Source organism: Clostridium cochlearium, assembly GCF_900187165.1.
In the GTDB taxonomy this organism is placed as follows: Bacteria; Bacillota; Clostridia; order Clostridiales; family Clostridiaceae; genus Clostridium_G; species Clostridium_G cochlearium.
This window is the reverse complement of sequence record NZ_LT906477.1, coordinates 128533-147766: the sequence shown is the minus strand read 5'-3', so window position 1 is coordinate 147766 and position 19234 is coordinate 128533. Positions and strand designations below refer to the sequence as shown.

The window sequence follows — 19234 nt, the reverse complement described above, 5'->3', positions numbered from 1 at the left end:
ATTTAATCAACTACTTTTTAAACTATTAATTTACGTATAACACCTATCAAATAGTTAATTGTCCATTTGGAGTATTTATTATCTGTATTATTCTCTCTTCATAACCATTATCTGAGTTTATATATACTATAAAAGTTTCTCCATTATAATCTCCTGTAAACTCATAACATAATTTTTCCTTATTAGTTTCTGTAGGTATTATAGCTAATCTACTAGCCTTTACTTTGAGTCTCTTTCCAACCTTTCCTCTAGCTTCTTCTAAACTCACTTTTGGATTAGGAATATTTCTATCTTCTGTATGTGATACTAAGTACTTTTCGCTTTCAATTCCTACTATACTGCCATCATCTAATGCAATTTTCAATTTTATTTGATCTGGATATACCATTATATCATCTTTTTTGTATACATAACTTATAGTCGCTACATTTCCATAGTTAGTTGTATAAGTTGGTACCATCTCTTTGTATCCTATACTTTTTAAAAATTCTTTTCCTTTTTTTATAGCAGTATCAATTTCTATTTTACCGTTCTCAACTAATCTATTATCTAACAAATATAGTATTTTGCCACCTTTTTTACTTACTTCACAAACAATTTTGTCATTTTTATTATTTCTACCTTTTAATGCTACTTCAAAAGAATATGTACTTATTCCTGTATTACTCTCTCTATTAATCAAACTTATTTTTGTTACTTTGTCTTCTCCTATTACGGTTTTTATCTTTTTTTCTGCATCTTCTTTAGAAATTTCTCTTTCTTTATTTATTCTTGGTTCAATTTCTACTACATTATCTGAAAAAGGTCCGTCATAAATTAATGATGGATATTGAGTTACTTGCTTTTGTATCCCTTTAAATTTCTCAGATACATCCTCTTTATTTCGTGCAAGAACTCCTCCAACCTTCTTCCTTATTTCTCCCCATTTTACTCTGCCTTCATTTATTTCATCACTAACTTGGTTTAAATTAGCTTCTAATTTAAAAGATCTATTTTTTAAACCTTCTATATTTTTATAATCCTTATCTTGTAATTCAGTACCTTCTGAAGTAGTTTTACCTAAAGTATAACAAAAGTCCCCTACTTGAGATAAAAATTTACTTGTATTTTCTATTGTATCTTGACTTAAGGGTAAAGAATGTAATCTATCATTTGCATTTGTTGCGTGTCTAAATATTTCATCAAAAACTATTATTTTCTGCTCTCTTGATCCTACAACTGCGGCTTTACTTAAATTAACTCTTATATTTTGAACAGAATCCATAAGCTCATACATATTTTTACTGTATTGAGCTTGAAGATAGTTTCTATAATCTGTTCTTTCCAAAGTCATTAGAATAGCAAAAGTAGATGAAAAAACCACTATTATAGTTACTATGGCAGTATAAATAATTCTTTTACTTGACTTTTTCATTTTAATTCCTCCTATTAAAATTTCTTGTAATATTATCTGTAAATATTTAATTATTTATTCATTTAAAGCTAAATAATAATGTCATATGATATAATATTAATTAATTAATTATTGTTATTTATAAATAAGCCCTTATAATTTTCAATAATTTTGTGTACAATATTTACTAGATGAGTTTTCCTACAATTGTAATTAGCTTAACCTTAAGAAAGGAGAACTAATAATAAATGAAAGTATTAATATTTTCTGTTTCTGCTGGTGGCGGACATAGCAAGGCAGCAGAAGCATTGAAGGAATATATTGACCTTTATTCTCCAGATTCTACAGTTAAAGTCATAGATACTTTAAAATATATAAATCCAATAATAGATAAAGTTATAATTGGAAGTTACCTGAAGACTATAAAAATAACACCTTCTCTTTTTGGGAAATTATATGATTATACTGAATCTGATTATGGTTTATCTATTATTAGTGCAAAATTTAATGAAATAATGACCTATAGATTATTGCCATTAATAAAAGATTTTAATCCAGACATATTTATTGCCACTCATCCTTTTCCTACTGAAATGTTGTCTATATTAAAATCAAAACATAAAATAAATAGTCCAATTATATCTATACTTACGGATTATGCCCCTCATAGTTTTTGGCTTCATCCATGTATAGATGCTTACATAGTTTCAAATGAATGCATGATATCAGAAATGGTATCCAAAGGCATTCCTAAAAATACTATATATCCTTTTGGAATACCAATTTCTAGAGACTTTCTTATAAATTATGACAAAGATGAAACCTTAAGTGAAATAAATTTTTATTCAAATAAACCAACTATACTAGTTATGGGTGGAAGTTTGGGCATAGGCAAAATAACTAAAGTTTATGAAAATCTATTGAAAGTTGATGAAGATATTCAAATTATAGTTATAACAGGAAATAATAAAAAATTATACTATGATCTATTAAGTTATAGAAATTCCATAAATAAAAACAAAGCTTCCTACATAATAGGTTTTACAGATAAGGTTAATAAATATATGCAAGCATCTGATTTATTAATTACTAAACCTGGTGGACTTACTATAACTGAAGCATTGGTATCTAATATACCTCTTGCTCTTTTTTCTCCTATACCAGGTCAAGAAGAAAAAAATGCTCAATTTCTTTTAACAAATAAATTAGCTATTGATTTACATGATGGTTCCAATACTCAAGAAATAATAGAAAGTTTATTAAAAGATAAATCTAAATTAACTACTATAAAAGAAAATCAAAAAAAATTTTCTAAACCTGATGTAGGTAAAAATATTTATAATCTTATTTTAAAATTAATAGCTAATTATAATACTAATACTGAAGATATACATTTAAATGAAAAAAATCCAGATTAATCTGGATTTTTTCTATTTAAATATATCCTTTATAATTTCAACTATTTTAAATTCAAATTTTATTTTATCATTACTTATTAAATCTTCCTCTATATCATCAGTTTCTAAATAGGTTTCCATAATTTTTTCAGTTTCCTCATAAGCAATTTCTCCCTTAGTTACATCTACAAAACATAGTGGTGGAAACATAACACACCACCAATTCTTACCTTTCCCATTTCCGATTATTATTCTAAAAGCTTCATAATTTCCTTGTGGAAGAGTTATGTTTCCATATGTTTTTACTGGAAAATTATCATGAGTTAATTCCAATTTTAAATCATAATCGTATCCATTTTTTAAAATAACATTTTCTGCTACCTTTTTTATATCTTTAGTATTTTCCATTAAAATTTTTCTAGATTCACTTATATTTCTACTATTTGATAGTTTAGGATATATATATTCTAGCACAGAATTTTTAACTTTAATTTTTAATTTTTGATCTTCTTCTGAATCGCTATTAGCTAGTACATGAAATCTTATTAATTTTTTATCAATATCATGTATATTTTTATAATTATTAGAAGGTTGTCCCCAATACGATAATATTAAAAATATAGATATAAAAATAGTAATAATACCAAATAGTTTATTTTTCAATTTATAATCCCCCTTATATATTTCATATTTAACTATTTGTTATTATTACCATTAATTTAAAAATTATTCATATTATTTTTTTATTTTATAGCTCCTATTCTTCTTATATATGTTTTTACATTAACTTTTATATTCACATCTCTGTATACATCATCCCAATTATCTTTTATCTTATTCCATATATTAGGATGATATTTTTTTAAGTGTTCATCTATATTTATTAGATCTACATTGTATTTTTTTTGAGTTGTTTCTATTAATCTTTCTAGTTCTTTGCTAATAGCTTCATTAAAGCTCTCTTCTACTTCTTTTAAATTATCCTTATTTATAAATTCTTTGCCTAAATAATATCCTCTTATTTGTCCCTCTAAACTTATATTTATATCCAAATTCAACTTTCCATCTGCTTTTGATTTTAGTTTAATTTTCTTTTCTGCATTTTCTATAAGTAAGTCTATGGGATGCCCCTCTTTATAAATAACCTTATTTCCTCTTTTATATTTACCTGTTAACAGCTTAATACCAGATGTTTGTGCAGAGGATAATACATTTTGGAATTTAAAATCTTTTATAATACATGAATTAGATAGTTCTACGCCTTTTTCATCTTTTCTTCTTGTTAATAAAGGTAACATTATATTTCCCTTCTCATTCATTCCTTTCATAAATTTATTAAAATTTATAGGAATTATATTGCTATTACTATCACTATTTTCTATTAATCCTACTATATAATTATGAATATTTTTTTCAGTATCAGGTTCAAAGTCAATATAATTTTTTACATCTCCATCACATGCTATTACAAGCATATCCCTAGTAATGGCAGGCTCTCTTTGAAGATAGTCTACCACTTCTTTTATAGTGTCAGGGTATTGAAAAAGATCTTTACTTAAAATAAGTAATTTTAAATGCCCAAAGCTTATATCTCTACTACTTTTGCTTATAGCTTTAATGTATGCATCCTCCATAGAATATGAATCCACAGTTATATTTTTTTCTCTTGCTTCTCCACCTTTCTCAGGTGTTAATTCACTTATATCTGGGTATCCATATACTACTTTTAATTTTTTTATATAATTATCTGTAAAAGGTTCATTAGATTCAATTTCTTTAATTTCTTTTTTTCTTTCTATATCTTCTCCTGCGTTTATACCAAGAGTAGACACAAATATCTTTCTATCTATTTCTACCTTATCCCAACATCCACTTATAAAAAAACTTATAATAACTATGAAAACTCCTATTAACTTTTTCTTATTCAATTTTATTTTTTCCTCCTTTCTTCACATGACTTGCAATTATTATAAGAATAGGAACAATTATCATGTTAATTATAAACATGGTTGGAATAAGTTTTTGAGTTTTTTCACCTAATTGAGCTATATTTTCAGGATATAAAGCAAATATGTAGATAAAAGGAACTAAAATTGCTGAAGATAATTTTATATCATCTAACTTCAAAATATTTTTTAATACATCTGAAGAAAGATAATAATAATTTATAAAACTTGTATAATAAAACATTATCCAAATAGCCATAACTATTCCTTCCCACTTTTGTATAAAGGATCCTGGTATATTTATAGAACTTATCATAGTTATAGTAGGCCATAATAGCATTTTAGACTGTTCTTCTCCAAAGGTACCTATTGATAATACAAAAATTACAACATAAAATACAGAAGTAAATAGTATACTCTTTTTAATAACTTTTGGTGCTTTATTTTTATTTTTTAGAATCGGTATTATCATGAATAATATTCCGATTCCTCCAAATCTATAAAAAACATTTATAGACCCTTTAAAATATGATGAGGGTTCATTTTTAAAAATAGGCAATAAATTTGTAAAATCCACATCATATATAGATACTAAAAGAACAAAAATAATAGGAATAAACATAAGCCAAAAACTAATCTCATTAAACCTTATTAAATGCTCTAATTCAGCTCTTATTAAGTATATTCCTGATAATATCATTACTGTGAATATAAATTCCGTAGGAGTATCTTGTAAAAGGTACATTTTAATTTCTTCAGTAAATGTCCTTAAAGCTATAGATATAAATAATAAACTATATATTACAATACTAAATCCTATAATATTTCCTATAATTTTACCAAAGGAATCTTGAAACATATGGTAACAATCTTTATAATCACTCTTTTCTATACATTTATATATTAAATATGCTGATATATATGTTATAACTCCTCCAATTATTATTGAAATCCAGCCATCTACTCCAACTATAGTAGTAAGATCTCTAGGAATAGAAAATACATTTACTCCTATAATTGTTACTACTAAAGTTACAAACAACCCATAGGAAGATACTATATTTTTTTCTTTCAATTTTATCACCCTCTTTGGAAATGATTACTTTTGCCTAACTTTATCTTTCGTATCTAAATAATGAGGTCTCCTTTTAAAATACTTTAGTGGAAATCTAACATACAAATCTTTAAAATCCGATTTTGATGAGTTCACTATAGGAAGCAAATACCCTAATCCAAAACTCTTTAATTTTATCATGTGTACTAAAAGAACTATAAGTCCTATGACTATTCCATATAACCCCATAATAGACGCAAGTATTATTAAAATGAATCTTACTATTCTAAATGCCGAGTTCATCTCATAATTAGGAGTTGTAAAACTAGTGATTGCTGTTAATGACACTATTATTATCATTATTGGACTTACTATGCCTGCACTAACTGCTGCTTGCCCTATTATAAGTCCTCCCACTATGCCTATAGTTGCCCCTATAGCCTTTGGTAGTCTTACTACCGATTCCATCAGTAACGCTAAACTTATTTCCATTATTATAGCTTCTACAAATGCTGGAAATGGTACTCCTTCTCTAGAAGATGCTATAAAATAAGCTAATCTTGTGGGTATTATGGATGTATGAAAAGATGTTGTGGCCACATACAATGAAGGTAATAACACAGATAAAAAAAGAGAAATTATCCTTAATATCCTTAATATAGATCCATATATCCATCTTTGATAATAATCATCTGGAGATTGAAATAAACTAGGCAATGTTGCTGGAACAATAATAGCAAAAGGGGAGTTATCTACTAATATAGCTACCCTTCCTTCATACAAACTTGCAGCTACCACATCTGGCTTTTCTGTACTTTGTGTTTGTGGGAAAATTGACCATTGATTATCTTCTATTAATTGTTCTATATATCCACTATCTAAAATTGCATCAATATCTATTTTGTCTAATCTTTTAAAAACTTCCTCTACTATTCCTTCATTGGCTATATCACTTATATACATAATTGCTATATCTGTCTTTGACCTAGTTCCTAAACTCTTAGGTACTATTTTCAATTCTGTATCTCGTATCCTTCTTCTAACTAATGCCGTATTAAATCTTATAGTTTCTGTAAATCCATCCCTAGATCCCCTTAATACAGTTTCTCCTGATGGTTCTGTTACCCCCCTTGTCGGCCAAAATCTTGTAGATAATACATAGGCAATATCTAAACCATTTACTAGCATAAGAGTATCTCCAGATAGCATAGAGTCTATACCTTTTTTAAGGCTATCTATTTCATTTAAATCAGATACTGTTAGAAATTTATTTTTTAATGTTTCTTTATTAAAGTCACCTTCTTTCAATGACCTATCTCTGTCCATTAAATTTTCCAACACAAAATCATTTAATAAATTTTTATCTGCCATACCATCTATATATATAATCAAACTTTTAATTTCCCCTATATAAAATTCCCTAAATATTACATCTGAATTATCTTCAAAAATCTTTTTCAAATAACTTAAGTTTTCTTCTAACTCTTTATTTATCTCATCTTTTATGTGAGTTACCATAATTACACCTCCTTTTAATATTTATAAAATATTTTATTTCCTACATATAAAACTATACTTAAAATTATCATTGTAAAGGCTATTCTTCTACACTTCTTTGAAGTCTTTATCAGCCCCTTCTCTTTGAAGCTATTATAGTCAATTGTTAAAAGTAAAAATCCTTGTATTAACGATAGAATCACAAAGTATATATTAAATAACCTTATAATATCCACATAATCTCCCCTTTACATATAAACTCTTATATATGTTTTGAAATTTCCACATATTTTATACAATAAAAAAGCTATGTAAAGAAAACATAGCTTTTTTATTACATAATTTATATTGTTTTATTTATATACACTTCGCTATATCTGGTTTTTATTTTCTCGTAACATTCTTTAGCAGCATCTTCACAAGAGAAAAAACCAAATATAGTAGGGCCACTTCCTGTCATTTGTACTCCCATAGCTCCATATTTTAATAATGCTTCTTTTATTGATTTTAAATCATCTATTTCATCTAAAGTTACTATTTCCAATACATTTATCATGTTATCACATAACATCTTCAAATTATTTTCATTTACAGCTCTTACAATTTCCTTGGTATTGGGATGATTTATTATTTGTTTTTTATCTATACTATTATAAACATCTTTAGTACTTATTCCAAAATCAGGTTTAACTAATACTAAATATTGATCCTTAAAAGAATTAAGTTGAGTTATTTTTTCTCCTATTCCTTCACAAAGTGCAGTTCCTCCATAAATACAATAAGGTACATCTGCACCTATCTTCACTCCTATTTTAGCAAGTTCTTCATTACTTAAATTAGGAAGAAATATATCTCTCAACCCTCTCAAAACTGCCGCTGCATCACTACTTCCCCCTGCCAATCCTGCTTCTATAGGTATATTTTTTTCTATGTATATATCTGCTCCCTCTTTTATATTAAAAGTGTCCTTAAATATCTTAGCTGCTTTATATGCTAAATTTCTGTTATCTAAAGGTATATTTAAATTATTACTGTTAATTTTTATCCCATTATTTTTAATATTTAGATGTACTGTATCATATAAATCAATAGTTTGCATAACCATTTCTAAAAGATGATATCCATCTTCTCTTACACCAACTACATCTAATGATAAATTAATCTTTGCATAGGCTTTTATTTTCATTTTACCCTCCAAATTCAATAAAAAGTATTTTCTATTTCTTTATTAAGTATAATACTTTTTATTGATCTATCTCAAGTATATGTTTATGCCAATGCTTCTTTAGATGAATTTTGTTTATTCTTTTCATCCCTAATCTCTTTTTTTACTATATTTAAAAGTGGTTCAAATTCTTCAAAGAACATAATAATTAAATCTCCTTCTTTACTGCAATTTATAGCTTCTTTTAACGCCTTTTCTTCTTCCAAAATAATTTTTATATTATCTTCCTTAAATCCCGCATCTAATACACCTTTATTTAATAACTCTGCTACTTCCCCCTTCTTTCTTGTTCTATTATTTTTATCTTCCTTAATGTATATATAATCAAAGTTTTCACCGCTTATATTTCCCAATTTGACTAAATGTTCATCATTTCTGTCTCCTGGTGCTCCTATTATTCCAATTAATCTATTATATTTTAATTTTTTAGCACCCTTAATAACCGCATTATATCCCTCTGAATTGTGTCCATAATCCAAAATTATTGTTCTACCTTTAAAACTATATACATTAAATCTTCCCGGTATATAATTTTCATCTAATTTAAAACCTTCCATAGCTTTTCTTATATAAATAGGATTAATGCCCATAGCTATACCTACTGCACATGCTGCCATGGCATTTTCAATATTATAATCTAATTTTCCTTTTAATGTTATTTTTATATTATCTATACTAATTAATGAATTTATTTTATTATCTTTTTCTATGTATATGGAATTTTCATGAACATATATAGCAATACATCCTTTATTAAGATACTTTCTTATAAATTTATTATTTTTATCTTTAGAAAATAATATAAGATTACTTTTTATTCTATTTATTATTTTCATACTCATTTCATCATCTGCATTTAGCACTACATATCCATCATCTTTTACTGCCTCTCCTACAAGAGATTTAACATAGGCCAAATCTTCTAAAGTATTTATACCATTTAGTCCTAGGTGATCAGAGGTTATATTAGTAATTACTCCTACATCAGCTAAATCATAAGCTAATCCTTTTTTTATAATACCACCTCTAGCTGTCTCTAAAACTATGGCTTCTACCTCTTTATTAGTAAGTAGTGTTAATGCACTATTGTAACCTGTGGTGTCCCCTTTATCGATTATATTTCCATCTATATATATACCTCCAGTGCTAGTAAATCCTGTTTTATAGCCTGCTAGTTGGAAAATATGAGCGATTAATCTAGTTGTTGTAGTCTTACCATTAGTTCCTGTTACAGATATTAATGGCACCTGATGCCTTATATCTTTAAATATCATATTAACTATAGCCCCTGATACATCCCTTCTTTTACCTCTATAAGGAAATTCATGCATCCTTATACCTGGTGCTGCATTAATTTCAATAATTGCACCATCAATGGGTTTAGATATATCAGTGCAGCAAACATCTATACCGCAAATATCCAAACCTATTGCTTTAGAGGCTCTTTCAAAAACTTTAATGTTTTTATCGCATATTAAATCCGTACAATCAATAGCAATTCCTCCAGTAGATAAATTAGCATTTTCTCTTAAAAATACTCTTTCACCTTTTTTAGGCACAGAATTTATGTTAAATCCCATTTTGCTAATATTATTAATGAGATTTAAATCTATTTTTATTCTAGTTAAAGGTTTTTCATGTCCCTCTCCTCTTTTTGGGTCCTTATTTAATTCCTGCACAAGATCTTTTATTGTGCTTTTGCCATCTCCTATTATATATGGAGGTATCCTTTCTGAAGCAGCTACCACCTTATAATCTACCAAACAAATTCTATAATCTTTCCCTTCTATATGTTTTTCTATAATTATATCTTTATATTTTTTTGATAATATTTTATATGCATGTATAAGTTCTTCTTCACTTTTTAAGTTGGCAAATACTCCCTTGCCCTGATTCCCATACCTAGGTTTTATAACTACAGGATAGCCTATTTTATTTGCTTTTATAAGCATATCCATAGGGTTGTTTATAATTCCTCCTAATGGCGTAGCTATACATTGATTTTTTAAAATTTCCTTGGTTAGGTATTTATCGCATGCTATATCTACAGATATACACTTTGTATCATTTCCTATAGTAGCTTCTATAATTTTAGAAGTCTTTCCATATCCTAATTGAAATATGCTTTTTTCTCCTATTCTTATAAATGGTATATTATTTTTTTTAGCTGCGTTTACAATAGAATATGTACTAGGCCCTAGCTTTTCTCTATTAAATATATTGTTGAGTTTATTTAATTCTGATTCTAATCTAAGTTCATTTTTGGTTATTATAGAATTTATTATTTTTATAGCTATATTTCCTGCTTCTATAGCTGTGTTCTTATATTTACATTCATATACTATATAATAATTATCTCCTTCTATCTCTCTAGCTTTTCCATAGCTCACCTCTATTCCCAATATATTTTGTAATTCTATTATTATATGCTCACATATATGTGCTAAAAAAGTTCCTTCTTCTAGTCTTTTTACAAATCCCATATCTTCGTCTATTCCACATCTATGTTTTTTTAATCCTGGTAACAGTTCTAATATTTTATCATTAAATCCACATATATCCTTACTTGGTATATCTTTAAATCCTTCTAAATCAACTTCCATCTTTATACAAGGTCTATGGGAATATATATTTCTGCCTGAAAAATATTTATAATTTAATGCTTTCATTGCTTAAAGTATCCTCCTACTCAAATCGAATTTATCATCTTTTTTTAATACATGCATTCTTATATTAAATATAGATAAAACCTCCTCTGGTTTTTGTTCTGATACATCACTTTTAGTTATTTCACTCCCATCTAGTATATATACCGCTCCTGAACCTATTACCCTAAATTTTGCTTTATCATTTACTATGATAGCTGTATCCTCATCTATTCCTATACCTATAATTTGGGGATTTTGAGCTATGGCAGTAAGTAATCTACCTATTCTACCTCTCTGAGCAAAATGCTGATCAATTATTACATCTTTAATAAGCCCTAACCCTGGTGCCATTTTAATAGTATATTTTCTTGGTGATTCATCATTAAGTCCACTTACAATCATAGTATCACTCATTACAGATGCTCCTGCTGATGTTCCTATATATATACATCCATTTTTATAACTTTTGTGAATTGCTTTATACAGAGGAGTTCCACCTATCATACTAGTTATCCTTAGCTGATCTCCACCAGTAAAAAATACTGCTGTTGCACTATTTATAAGGTTTATATTTTCTAGTTTTAAAGCATCCTTTCTCTCTTTTACTTCAAGTATAGATACCTTACCTATACCTAATTCTTCAAAAATATTTTTATATTCTGTGCCAAGCTCTTCTGGTATTTCTGATGCTATAGCTGCTATAACTAAATGATTTTTGTCATTTTTTATATAATTGCTTATTTCCTTTAATATAAATTTATCTCTTTTTTTATCTTCTGCTCCACCTATTATTATTAAATTTCCATATAATTTTTCTTCCATAAAAAACACCTCTTTTACAGATATCTTTTATTTTTACCACATTTATCATATTTATACATGAATGATAAATAAAAAGTCTGTAGCTTTTTAACTACAGACTTTTTAACTATATTAAATATATGCTCTTCCTGGGATTATTAATTTATCACCTGGTTTTATAGTATCAGGATTCTCTAATTCGTTTATATTTATTATATTCTCAATAGTTGTATAATATCGTTTAGCTATCTTCCACAATGTATCACCATTTTGTACTACATATATTGTAATACTAGCTTTCTTCTTAGGAAGCTCTCCTTCTATACATTCTATATCTACCAAAAATTCTTTATTAGAAATATAATTAACCTTTGCATATCCCTTTACTATAGCCCTTATTGCTATATTTCCACCCTCTATATTAGCTTCTATACTATCTAAAATACATTTAGCTACACTTTCCATCTGAATCTTAGATCCAGGAATATCTACCGTACAACTAAAAGGTATTTCTTCTGAAACACTTTCTATATAATTATCTTTATTATTTGTTTTGTATAGGACATTTACATTAAGAACCCCATCAATAATAACTTTATCTTCTACTATTCTTTTATCTGTTATAGATGTATTCCCAATACAACTAAGTATTTCTTTAGGTCTTAAGTCACTATCCTCTATCTCTATATCATCTTTAACAATTATCTCTTCTTGTCCCTCTCCATGAGTTACATTTAATTCATAACTTTCTTTTTTCATTTCCATGAATATAGAAGGTGAATAGGCATCTTCTATTATATTCATATCTTCTTTGTAAACAAGTTTTATATTTACTTTTACAAGGGTTTCTAAATCAATAACTCTTTTTTCTCCTATATCATTATCTTTTATATCAACTTCTAATCCTTCTACGTAAAAATCTGAATAATTCCTCATAAAAGGCGCTGCATTTTCCACATCTAAATCTTTATCAAAATCTATAATTTTTTCCATTGCAAATACATCTCTTGTATCTTTTCCCTTATATATTAAATTTATTATTGCTTTTCCTTCGATAGATACCTTATCATCATATACATTTACTACTCTGTCTTGTATATTTATATTCCAATTTAATATATTATCTACTTCTGGATAATTATTAGGTACTTCTATAACTCCTTTACCTATTATGTCTGTTTCTATGCTATTTACAATCTTATCTATTTCCATGGGGTTTTTAAGCATCTGTATGTCTTCTGATTCCTCTACATCCTTTATTATTTCAAAATTATATTTTTTATAAACTTCAGCCTTTAATTTTACAACGCCCTCTATTCCAATTTTTCTTTCATTTATTATATTACAATCCATATGTTCAACATAAGCTTCACACTCACAATCCATGCCATAGTCTGCACCTTTAACCTCTACATAATTTGAAAAATCACCTGTATAGCTAACATTAAATACATTCATGGTCTCTTCCTCTTTAGCAAGATAGATCACATTATATTCAAGATCTCCTTCTAGATACACTTTATCTTTCATTACTTCTTTATTGTTAACTTTTGGTCTTACTTCTACTGTTAATATTTTAATAACATCTGGATGAGTATCTGGTATAACATATTCTGCTTTTATAATGTTATCAGAAAAATTCTCTCCTAAAAGCTGTTCACATTCTATGCTTTCTTTAATAACATCTATAGCCATAATTTAATTCCCTCCTAACTTAAACCTACTATATAATGTATATATTTATATTATTGAAAATATGATTAATCTTTAAATTTATTTATACATAATAAATTTATAAGCACTCAACATATTTCATCAATTTTCAACATCTTTAAGTTTAAGTAGAGGTTTTTTCACCATATAAATTGTTGACATAAGTAATGTTTTGTTTTATTATATATTATGGTTGTTGACCATATAACCTCTCATAAATTCTCAATACCCTTTTATACCATAGTTGAAAGATGGCCCCCACCATCTTTCTTTTTATTTTTTGTATTTATCTTAAATAAAATATGAAAAAAGCAGTACCATTAATGGTACTGCTTATCAGGCATATACTAACTGTACTGTTTTTGTTAGAACGTCTGAATAACTGTAAGTTACAGCCCTTTGATTTTCATCATCTAATCTAACTAAAAAAATACTGGGATAAGTTTTCTCTATTACTCCAGTACTCACAAAGGTTTTTCTTCTTCCTCCATTGGCTTTTAAAGTAACAGTTTTTCCTACATTCTCTTCTATGTCTTTCCTGATGTCTGCCAGAACGTTAACTCTTCTCAAAACAAACACCCTCTTTCCTCTTATATCTATTATATATCAAACTCTTCAAAAAGTCAATAAACTATTTATTTTATATCTAAATTAACAATTTGTCAATATATATATAACTTAAATTTGACAAATATTTAAACGTATACATCAAATTCTTAAGTTTTTTTCTTCTTAACTTATTATTACCTAATACAAGGGTGTTTATTCATTTTTTTCTTATCGTTAATATAACACACCTCGTAAAATAAAAATTTTGCGTCATAAAATTTTTATAGAGGACAATTGACAGAGGACAGAGGACAATTGACATAGGACAATGAAGGAAGATTTTCTTCCTTACGTCAGAAAATCTTTAATCTTATTAGTTATAATTGAAAATGGAGAATGGAAAGTGGAAAATGATTGACAACTTTTCTCCATTAACATTACGAAAAGTTTTTAATTTTATAAGATCTTTAGGTTTAGCTAAAGCTAAACCTTTTTTATATTAGACAAATCTAAAATATCCGTAATTCTCCATTCTCCAATTTCCATTTTCAATTATATCTAAATTGACATTTTTATTGATGGCTCGTTTAGCAAAGCTAAACATCGCTTTAGCTCATATAAAAGTTCATATAATCAAAGATTTTTTGTAACAAAGTGAAAAAATCCTCAATAATTATTCATTGTTCCCTGTTCATTATTCATTAATCAACGGCAGCCTATCGGCTTGCGACACAGTCGCTAGATTAATAGCAAATAATTAAAATAAATTATTATATAAAGATTAATTTATTTTAAATCTCATCAGGTTTTATAAAATTAAAATTTTTTCGTAATGACAATGAAGAAAAAATATCTATCATTTTCAATTTTCAACTTTCAATTTTCAATTATATTATAAAATTAAAGATTTTCTGTAGCAAGGCGGAAGAAAATCTTCCTTCATTGTCCTATGTCAATTGTCCTCTGTCCTCTGTTAAAAAAATTACATCGTAATTTTTTTATTTTAAGAATATAGTGATTTAGGAAATCCTTCTCTATACTTTCCTCTTGTTTGAAGTCCCCCTATGCCATTGGCCCCTGTTATTGTATTTTCTAATGCTTCTTGTATGGATACAACTTTATCTATATTACTGTAGGCTATTTTCTCACATAAAAAAACTGGATCTAAACAATGTATAAGAACTCTATTAGGTGCACTAGCAAAATTGGCACCAGCATCTAGTATTGCTTCATAATAAGATTGACATGCTCCAGCGAATATAACTAAATTGTCATATCCTGGTTCATAGTCTCTAAGCACTTTTACAGTTTTTATGAAGTATTTAGAATTCTTGTAGCTATCTAAATTCATATAATTCCTGGTATTCTTTAGTACTGCATCATGTCCAGTTATTATAACAATATCTGGCTTTACACTTTTTACTATATTTAAAACTTTTTCTGGTTGCTCTCTTTCGGCTATAACAGCTCCAACTACATCTAATTTTAACTGTTTGTATACTTTCATGCATACATCCAAATATTCTGCATCTCCATCTACATGTAGTATTTTCCCAGGCCTTCCAAAGGCCAACCCCACATTTTTTTCTGATTTTGTGGCTCTTACTGTTTTATTTGAGGATCTAGTATACTTTGATACACTAATTTCGTCTCCTCTATTCATTAAAATATTTTTTATTGAATTATTTATTCTTTCATCAAACACCTTTTCATACTTAGTATTTTCTTCTTTTACCAATTCTAGGTCATTTTCTAATGAATCTGCTATAATTCTTAAATTTACACCTTTTAATTTATATAAATTTCCTTTTTTGCCCTTTTGTATATCTATTATTTTAAAAGTTATATCTTTTCCGTAAGATTTTCTTACTACTATATCTCCTATATTCATATACGCACATCCTAAATAATATTTTAATTATATATCTATAATATGATTTAAAATATTAGATGCTACAAAAAGGTTGCTACTTAATAAGTAGCAACCCTAATAATTATTTTAATTTTACAATAGCAGCCTTTTTATTTGTGTTTTCTCCTGTAAATATTTTTAATGACTGTACTTTTTCCATATTAGTAACTATAACAGGAGTTATTAAACTTTTTCCTTTATTTTTTATAAAATCCTTATCCACACTTAATAGTAAATCTCCTTTTTTAACTATATCCCCCTGCTTAACATGAGAAATAAAGCCTTCTCCTTGAAGTTCAACAGTATCTATTCCTACATGTATTAATATTTCCAAACCACTATTTGTAGTTATTGCAATAGCATGTTTTGTTGGAAATAACACAGATATTTCTCCTTCTATAGGTGCATAAATTTTATCATCCTTTATTTTTACAGCAAAACCATCACCTAACATTTTCTGAGAAAAAACTTCATCTGGAACTTTTTCTAGCTCCACTACTTCACCTTCTATTGGTGTTAAAATAATTTCTTCTTTTATATTATTTTCTTTAACCTCAGCTTGTAAATCTTCTTTTATATTATAATTTTCTTTTTCTTCGAAAGCTTCATATGAATTATTAATAATATTTTTAATCTCATCTTTTATTCTTTCTGCTTCTGTTCCAAAGATTACTTGAACACTATTTCCAGCCTCCATTACTCCAGCTGATCCTAAAGCCTTAAGGGTACTCTTATTTACCTTTGAAGGATCTACTAAATTTAATCTAAGCCTTGTCATACAAGCATCTAATTCTTTTATATTACCTTCTCCTCCTAAAGCTTCTAAAATCTTACTTGCTCTATTATTCTTATCCAAATTATCAATTACAACTTGCTTAGCTTCTTCACCTTTTTCTCTACCAGGGGTTGCAATATCGAACTTCTTTATTACAAAATAAAACACTACAAAATATAATGCAAAAAATGCTATCCCTAAAGGCCAAATTAATAAAGGATTACCTGCAAATTTAAAGCCTAATGCATAATCTATTGCAGAAGCTGAAAATGTATATCCTAATCTTACACCTAAAATTTTTGTTGCTAATCCACCTAAAAAAGCTGCAAAAACATGAAATACAAATAATATTGGTGCAACAAATATAAAAGAGAACTCAATTGGCTCTGTTATCCCAGTGACAAAAGCAACTAATGCAGCTGATCCCATCATTCCCGCTACAGCTTTTCTGTTTTCTTTTTTAGCAGTAAGTACCATGGCTAAAGCTGCTCCTGGCAGTCCAAACATTATATTAGGATATTCTGACGCCATAAATATACCTGCATTGGGGTCTCCATGATAAAATCTTGCAAAATCTCCTAAATAAGATACTCCGTCTGATATATATTCGCCAAATTGATATAAAAATGGTGGATAATACACGTGATGAAGTCCTACAGGTATAAGTAACCTTTTACCTGAAGCATAAAGAGCTGGTCCATAGGGGGATATACTAGCCCATTGTGCAAATGCGTCTATTCCCTTTTGTAATTCTGGCCAAACCTTAACACCAATAACTGCAATAATTAATGATGCAATTGATGTAACTATAGGTACGAATCTTTTTCCAGCAAAAAATCCCAAAGCTTGTGGTAATTTTATATTATGATACTTATTATATAAAATTGCAGCTGTCAGTCCTATGATTATACCTCCGAATACACCCATATTTATTTTATTTAATCTAACTATCTCAGCATATTCTGCTGAATTTTTAAATACATCTAAAGCTATACCTTGAGCCTTTGATATCTGTTCTGCTGCAACTTGAGCAAAGTTATCTCCTGCTACTTCTAATATTCCTTGTAAAATAAATTGTCCTACTACTGCTGCTAATGCTGCTGTTGCTTCCCCTCCCGAAAACCCAATAGCCACACCCACTGCAAATATCATTGGAAGATTTGCAAATATAGCATCTCCAGCCGTAGCTACATAAGGCATATTTAAAAGATCTGGTTGTCCTAATCTTAAAAGTATTCCCGCAGCAGGCAATACTGATACTGGAAGCATCAAAGATTTACCTATTTTCTGTAAAATACTAAATAGCTTTTTCATTTATATTCCTCCCTTGTTAATTTTTTAAAAATAAAAAACACGAGCTAAAAAGTCGATAATTCAACTCTTTTAAGCTCGTGCCTAATTCAATAGTAACACTACTTATACATTCTTAAGTCTACTAAGATGAAGAGCAATATAACCTATTTCATCTTCTGGTACACTTATATTAAAAAGGTTTTCAATTTTTAAAGCAACTTTTATTGCTATATTGTATTCATTATATAGTTCTTTTTTTATACTGTCAAGTAAATAGTTTTTAACAGTTTTGCCTTCTTTTACTCTTTGTATCATAAAATTTATATGTGTTAGGGTCCTTGCATATTGTAAAGAATCTTTATCTATTTCTTTTTTTAATATAAGAAATATAAAATTCATAACCTCCCCTATTTTTTCTGCATACTTAATTGAATTTCCTAAATTTTCATTGGAAGATGCAGCTTTTATATGTAAACAAAGAAATCCTATTTCATCTTTTGGTAAATGTACCTTCAATCTTGTATTTATCATCTCTAAAGCTTTTCTTGCTGCTTCATATTCTTTAGGGTATAAAACTATAAACTCACTTAAAAATGGATTTTTTATATCTATACCTTCTTTTAATCTTTTAATAGCAAAACTTATATGATCTGGTAAAGATACATGGATAGCTTCATTTAATTTTACGTTAAGTACTTTTTCCCAAAATGATATTACTTCTTCTGAAATACCTATTATACTTTTTTCTACTGTATTTAATATCTTATCATAATTATCTCCTATGGCATTTTCTTGTTTAACAAATACATTTTCTACTTTATCATTGGGAATCTTCTCTCCTTTTGAATAATTAAACCCAATGCCTTTACCTGTTAATACATATTGTTTTTTATGCCTTCTGGCAATTACTACATTATTATTTAATACCTTAGTTAATATATAACATTCCATCTCTACACCCCATAAAACTAATAAGACATAAATTTTATTAATTAAAACTTGAACTTAACATAAAGGATATCAAAACTTTA

The 19234-nt window shown here is 27.5% G+C and carries 15 protein-coding genes; 1 reads left to right on the top strand and 14 read right to left on the bottom strand.

Features of this window, described 5'->3' with window-relative positions; translation table 11 throughout:
- Window positions 1-46: 46 nt before the first annotated feature.
- A complete protein-coding gene (gene ypeB / locus CKV72_RS00705) occupies window positions 47-1414 on the bottom strand; it encodes a germination protein YpeB (RefSeq protein ID WP_089866103.1) in 1368 nt (455 codons plus the stop codon).
- A 227-nt stretch (window positions 1415-1641) separates the two neighbouring features.
- Between ypeB and CKV72_RS00700 the strand changes: the two genes are divergently transcribed.
- Entirely contained in the window at window positions 1642-2811 is a 1170-nt protein-coding gene (locus CKV72_RS00700) for an MGDG synthase family glycosyltransferase (RefSeq protein ID WP_089866106.1), read from the top strand.
- Between the two features lie 12 nt (window positions 2812-2823).
- Here the strand turns inward: CKV72_RS00700 and spoIIR are convergent, their stop codons facing one another.
- The 13 genes from spoIIR to CKV72_RS00635 form a co-directional block, all read right to left on the bottom strand.
- On the bottom strand, window positions 2824-3453 hold the full coding sequence (gene spoIIR / locus CKV72_RS00695; RefSeq protein WP_202192261.1) for a stage II sporulation protein R: 630 nt from the start codon (window positions 3451-3453) through the stop codon (window positions 2824-2826).
- Between the two features lie 80 nt (window positions 3454-3533).
- Window positions 3534-4718, bottom strand: a complete 1185-nt coding sequence (locus tag CKV72_RS00690; protein WP_157726513.1) for a Ger(x)C family spore germination protein — start codon at window positions 4716-4718, stop codon at window positions 3534-3536.
- Window positions 4711-5820, bottom strand: coding sequence for a GerAB/ArcD/ProY family transporter (locus CKV72_RS00685; RefSeq protein ID WP_089866115.1), 1110 nt, complete (start codon window positions 5818-5820; stop codon window positions 4711-4713). Before CKV72_RS00685 ends, CKV72_RS00690 begins: the two co-directional genes overlap by 8 nt.
- 15 nt (window positions 5821-5835) lie before the next feature.
- Entirely contained in the window at window positions 5836-7308 is a 1473-nt protein-coding gene (locus tag CKV72_RS00680) for a spore germination protein (protein WP_095177193.1), read from the bottom strand.
- Window positions 7309-7322: 14 nt separating this feature from the next.
- The gene (locus tag CKV72_RS00675) at window positions 7323-7523 is read right to left on the bottom strand and encodes a CLC_0170 family protein (protein ID WP_089866122.1); all 201 of its coding nucleotides are present in this window, start codon (window positions 7521-7523) and stop codon (window positions 7323-7325) included.
- Window positions 7524-7630: 107 nt separating this feature from the next.
- Entirely contained in the window at window positions 7631-8473 is an 843-nt protein-coding gene (gene ispE, locus CKV72_RS00670) for a 4-(cytidine 5'-diphospho)-2-C-methyl-D-erythritol kinase (protein ID WP_089866124.1), read from the bottom strand.
- An 83-nt stretch (window positions 8474-8556) separates the two neighbouring features.
- Complete coding sequence (gene cphA / locus CKV72_RS00665; RefSeq protein ID WP_089866127.1) at window positions 8557-11181, bottom strand: cyanophycin synthetase; 2625 nt, start codon at window positions 11179-11181, stop codon at window positions 8557-8559.
- Between the two features lie 3 nt (window positions 11182-11184).
- A complete protein-coding gene (locus CKV72_RS00660) occupies window positions 11185-11982 on the bottom strand; it encodes a cyanophycinase (protein WP_089866130.1) in 798 nt (265 codons plus the stop codon).
- Between the two features lie 111 nt (window positions 11983-12093).
- Window positions 12094-13656 carry a DUF3794 and LysM peptidoglycan-binding domain-containing protein gene (locus tag CKV72_RS00655; RefSeq protein WP_089866132.1) on the bottom strand — a complete coding sequence of 521 codons (1563 nt, stop codon included), beginning with the start codon at window positions 13654-13656 and terminating at the stop codon, window positions 12094-12096.
- A gap of 354 nt (window positions 13657-14010) precedes the next feature.
- Entirely contained in the window at window positions 14011-14244 is a 234-nt protein-coding gene (locus CKV72_RS00650) for a Veg family protein (protein WP_035111179.1), read from the bottom strand.
- A gap of 982 nt (window positions 14245-15226) precedes the next feature.
- Window positions 15227-16114 (bottom strand): sporulation peptidase YabG, encoded by an 888-nt coding sequence (gene yabG / locus CKV72_RS00645; protein ID WP_089866667.1) that lies wholly within the window; start codon window positions 16112-16114, stop codon window positions 15227-15229.
- Between the two features lie 103 nt (window positions 16115-16217).
- Complete coding sequence (locus CKV72_RS00640) at window positions 16218-18224, bottom strand: glucose PTS transporter subunit IIA (protein ID WP_089866670.1); 2007 nt, start codon at window positions 18222-18224, stop codon at window positions 16218-16220.
- 102 nt (window positions 18225-18326) lie between these two features.
- Window positions 18327-19154: a PRD domain-containing protein gene (locus CKV72_RS00635; protein WP_089866671.1), complete on the bottom strand. Its 828-nt coding sequence runs from the start codon at window positions 19152-19154 to the stop codon at window positions 18327-18329.
- Between the last annotated feature and the right edge of the window lie 80 nt (window positions 19155-19234).